Here is a 4294-nt window from a genome sequence, read left to right on the forward strand (position 1 = left end):
TCCTCGTCGCCGATCTCGGGGTGCTGCCGCCGATCGTGCTCGATGCGGAGCCGGTTCACGAGCATGCCGCTCAGATCGTGGCGCGCGGCGATGCGGCCGATGAGAGTCAGGCGCGCCTCGGCCTCGATCGAGGCGAGGAGACGCTCGAGCGGCTCGCGGAAGGCCGGATCGCCGAAGTCGTCGAGGCCGGTACGCCGGCGCGCGGCCGCGAGCAGGCGCTCCGGGGTGAGCCGAACCAGGCGCCGGGCGACGGCCGGCGTCATTGGCTCCCGTCCGGCGCCGCGGCACGCACACGCGTCCCGACGAGCGTGGAGACGCGGGGCAGCTGCCACGCCACGAGCCCCGGCACGCCGAGCGCCAGCTCGCGCACGCGCTTGGCAAGCGAGAGCGCGAGCGCGACGTCGGGCGTGAACCCGAAGAGCCTCCCCAGGACGAGGAAGCCCCCCTCCTGGACCCCGAGCGCGCCGGGCACCGTGAAGGCGGCGGTCCGAAGGGCCTCGCCGAGGCTCTCGATCACGACCGCCGTCGCGAGGCCGACCGGATGCCCGAGGAAGCGGAGCGCGAGCCAGATCTCGCCGGCGCCGAGGAACCAGCTGAGGACGTGCCAGACGCCGGAGGTCCCGAGGCGACGCCGGTCCGCGTAGAAGCCGCGGATGGCGCCGTCGAGCGCAGCGGCGTTCGCCGACAGCGCCGACCATCCGTCCGAGCGCACGATGCGCGCGATGAGCCCCGACATGGCGCCGAAGACGCCGCGGTGCTGGACGGCGAGGAAGCCCGCGACCATGAGCGCCATCGTGAGGAGGCCGAAGACGACCGGGCCGGCGAGCGCGCGGCCTCCCACGTGGGCGAGGAGGAGGCAGAGCCCGAGCGTCGTGAAGACGAGCTGACCCGTCAGGTGGAGCGTGATGTCGACCACGACGCTCGCGCCCGCGACCGGGCCGGGCACGCCGCGGCGCGCGAGCAGCTGGGCCCGAACGATGTTCCCGCCGACGTGGAGCGCGGGGAGCAGCTGGTTGATCGATTCGGCGATCCAGCGCGCCCACGCGAAGGTCCGGAACGGCGGGCGGGTCGTCGCGCCGAAGAGCGCGTACCACCCGAGCGCGCTCGCCGCGAGCGGCGCCAGGTGAAAGAGCGTCACCCAGACGAGCCCCATGCCGGCCGAGGCGAGCGTCCGCGCGACCTCCCGCACGCCCTCCCAGGCGATGAGCGCCGTGAAGAGGGCGAGCCCCGAGGCCAGTCCGGCGTACGCGAGCCGTTTGGTCGTCGAGCGGCGCGGCGACATCGGGCCCGGAGGTTTCGCACGAGGCCCGGCAGATGGCAATCCAGCCGCCCCGCACTGGCCCATGGTCCAATTTACGCCAGGTGCCGCCTCGTGATCTGGCACCGCCCGGATGCGGCGATCCCTGCCGGACGTGATCGGCAAGCGAAACCGATGTAGTTCGCCACGCGCTGCTCCTCGACGGCCAAAGCGGCACGGGCGAGTTTGATCTTCTCGGGAAGCGCATGGAGTCGCTTCCTCCACCTCGACGCGCTCGAGGACGTAGCGAACAGAGTCAGCATCCGAGACTCGCTCTGAGATCGAGGCGAGAAGCCTCCTTTCGAGGAATCGCCTGGGCACCAGCAGCCGTAGCACCCGCCTGAGCGTCGAGGCATGCGCCCGCCGGTCGTGAAGCGTGACGGCCGTCGGCCTGACGGCGCTCATCATCCTGAGCGGCTGCGCTGCCATGCAGGAGCGGCGATGGAGCTACTGCGCGGTGGCCGGCGGCTTCATCGGCGCCGCCGCAGGTGCCGGCACGGCCGGTGGGCTGGTCAACATCACGACCAAGGGCTGGGGCAAATCGAAGCCGATCGCCAGCAACAAACGAAGGAAGGCCGGGCGAAGAACCGGCGGGTCGAGATCACCGAGGAGTAGCGGTCGCCGTCCACGTGGCCGGGCGGTTGTGACGGCCCGGCCGCGTCGAGTCATCGCGCGGCCTCCGGTGCGCGACGCGTCGCCTTGGCGCGACGACGAACTGCGCCGCGAATGGCGCGCGAGTCGACGCCGAGTCCGTCGCAGACGTTGACGAACGAGAAGGGCCACTCGACGTCGTCGGAGGCGAACCAGCCGACGGTCTCCTCGAAGAGGTGGCGCCGGCGCGGTCCGTTCACGCCCGGGCCCCTCGAGAGAATGTCGATCGCGTCCGTCAGCACCGCGAGCATCAGGCGCTTCTCGCCGGGCCACCACGATTCGTTCGCCGGCGCATGGAACTGCGACGGCATCAGGAACTCGATCGATTCCTCGATCGGCGGTCGCCCGACCCGGTGGCGACGGCTCGCGGCGGCGTCGACAGCCGGCTCGACCGTCATCGTGATCGTCGCCGGAGAGCCGTGAATGAGGCGTGCGTTGTCCGATGTCACCATCGTCCTTCCGGCGCGTCTGCGGCGCCGGTCACGCAACGAAGCAATCGTCGTTCCGTCGCGCGGCGCGTACGCGCGAGGCCGGTCGGCGCGCGCGGTGTGTCGACGCGAACCGCGGGTCGAGACGACACGACTCGATGCACCCGCTCCCGGGGACGTGCGCGCACATTCCTGCGTATTCGACCGGCACGCGGAATGCAGTTGCGACTCACGAGCAGCGAGGGCCGGACCCGGGCGGCCAGCCAACGAAGACAGCCGCCAAATGCCGCTCCCAGCGCTCGGTAGCCGGCCCTCGCTGCATCCCCCTGTCGCCCGCGCGCCGCCTCGCGCCGATGCTGGACAGCGCCCGCGCCGGTGCGGTAGCAGTCGCGTCCCGTGGGAGAGGCCTCGCTGAGCGCGTCCCGCGTCGACCCGGACACCGTGCGCAGCCTGGTCATCGGGGCGTTGCCGGTCCTGGCGATCCTCGTCAGCAGCCTCCGTCCGCCGAGCCTGGCGCTCTTCGCGCTGCGTGAGACGGTTGCCATCGCCGTGGGGACCGTCGTCGCAGCGCTGATCCCGGCGGCACGGCGCCGGCAGTCGTTCGCATACGGGCTCCTCCTGCCGGTCGCCGTCGCGCTCGTGAGCCTCCTCGCCCGAGGACCCACCGTGGAGCCTCCCCGGTGACCCGCGCCACGTTCCTCGCGCTCGTGGCGGTGCTCGCCGCCTGCAGTCCACCCATCGCGGTGCGGCACATGGATCCGCGCCTCGTCCATGAGCAGCTCACGAGCAGCGAGCTCTCGACCGGGAAGCCGAGCGTACCGAGCCGGATCGCTCTTCAGCGCCGCGGTCTCATGAAGCGCTTCCGCGACGACCCGAAGGGCGCACTCGCCGTCCTGCACCAGGAGGTGGTCGCGGGCACCGCCGGGCCGGACGAGCTCTTCGTGCTCGCCGAGCTCTCGTTCCACCACGCGCAGCACGGCGGCGGCCGCCCCTACGACCTGGCGGCGGCGACGTATGCCTGGGCGTTCCTCTTCCCCGACGCGGGCGGTAAGCCGCCCGAGCCGTACGACCCGCGGCTCCGGCTCGCGGCCGACCTGTACAACCGGGCGGTGACCTCCGCCTTCGAGACGAAGGACGGGCGCGAGGTCGAGCTGCGCGCCGGACGCTACGAGCTGCCGTTCGGGGCGATGGACGTGGCGGTCGATCCGACCGGCTTCCGCTGGGGCAACCGCCAGCTGACGCAGTTCGCCCCGGTCGCCGAGCTCGAGGTGCGCGGGCTCCGGAACCGCTACCGCAGCGCCGGGCTCGGCGCGCCGCTCGCCGCGGGCACGACGCCGATCGACGAGAAGGCGTACGATTTCGTGGCGCCGCGCGTGAAGGTGCCGGTGACGGCGCTCCTCCGCATCGACGACGCGCGTCGCGGCCTCGTCGCGGGCGAGATCCGCGCGACGCTCGAGCTGCACGCGGCCTCCGAGGAGCACGACGTCGTGATCGGTGGGCGGAAGGTGCCGCTCGAGATCGAGCCGACCGCCGCGCTCGCGTACGCGCTCGCCGAGGCGCCCATCTTCTCGCGCGAGCTGAAGGGGCTCCTCAGCGGAGAGCTCATCCGCGCCGAGCGCCGTCGCACGCAGCTCATCGCCCTCGAGCCCTACCGCCCGGGCCTCGTGCCGGTCGTCCTCGTGCACGGGACCGCCTCCAGCCCGGCCCGCTGGGCCGAGATGTTCAACGACCTGGAGAACGACCCGCGCGTCCGGGAGCGCTTCCAGTTCTGGGCCTTCATCTACGACACCGGCAACCCGATCGCGTACTCCGCGATGCTCCTCCGCCGCTCGCTGCGCGAGGCGGCCGGACAGCTCGATCCCGCGGGGAAGGACGCCTGCCTCGCCCGCATGGTGGTCGTGGGCCACAGCCAGGGCGG

5 protein-coding genes are annotated in these 4294 nt (G+C 72.5%); 2 read left to right on the plus strand and 3 right to left on the minus strand.

Annotated elements, in window-relative coordinates:
- The 3 genes from E6J59_14835 to E6J59_14845 all read right to left on the minus strand — a co-directional run.
- The coding region (locus E6J59_14835; GenBank protein TMB18322.1) for a sulfotransferase at positions 1-263 on the minus strand (263 nt) is incomplete at its 3' end.
- Positions 260-1726: a hypothetical protein gene (locus E6J59_14840; protein TMB18323.1), complete on the minus strand. Its 1467-nt coding sequence runs from the start codon at positions 1724-1726 to the stop codon at positions 260-262. The genes E6J59_14835 and E6J59_14840, both read right to left, overlap by 4 nt.
- 236 nt (positions 1727-1962) lie before the next feature.
- Positions 1963-2346, minus strand: a complete 384-nt coding sequence (locus tag E6J59_14845) for a hypothetical protein (protein ID TMB18324.1) — start codon at positions 2344-2346, stop codon at positions 1963-1965.
- A gap of 426 nt (positions 2347-2772) precedes the next feature.
- On the opposite strand from E6J59_14845, the gene E6J59_14850 reads away from it, so the two are divergent.
- Positions 2773-3060 carry a hypothetical protein gene (locus E6J59_14850; protein ID TMB18325.1) on the plus strand — a complete coding sequence of 96 codons (288 nt, stop codon included), beginning with the start codon at positions 2773-2775 and terminating at the stop codon, positions 3058-3060.
- The coding region (locus E6J59_14855) for a hypothetical protein (GenBank protein TMB18326.1) at positions 3057-4294 on the plus strand (1238 nt) is incomplete at its 3' end. The genes E6J59_14850 and E6J59_14855, both read left to right, overlap by 4 nt.

The organism is Deltaproteobacteria bacterium (assembly GCA_005879795.1).
Taxonomy (GTDB): domain Bacteria; phylum Desulfobacterota; class Binatia; order DP-6; family DP-6; genus DP-6.

Coding starts and splice junctions, on each gene's coding strand:
- E6J59_14840 (TMB18323.1), bottom strand. CDS start 1,726: ATGGCAGCGCAGCCGCTCAGGATGATGAGCGCCGTCAGGCCGACGGCC.
- E6J59_14845 (TMB18324.1), bottom strand. CDS start 2,346: ATGACGGTCGAGCCGGCTGTCGACGCCGCCGCGAGCCGTCGCCACCGG.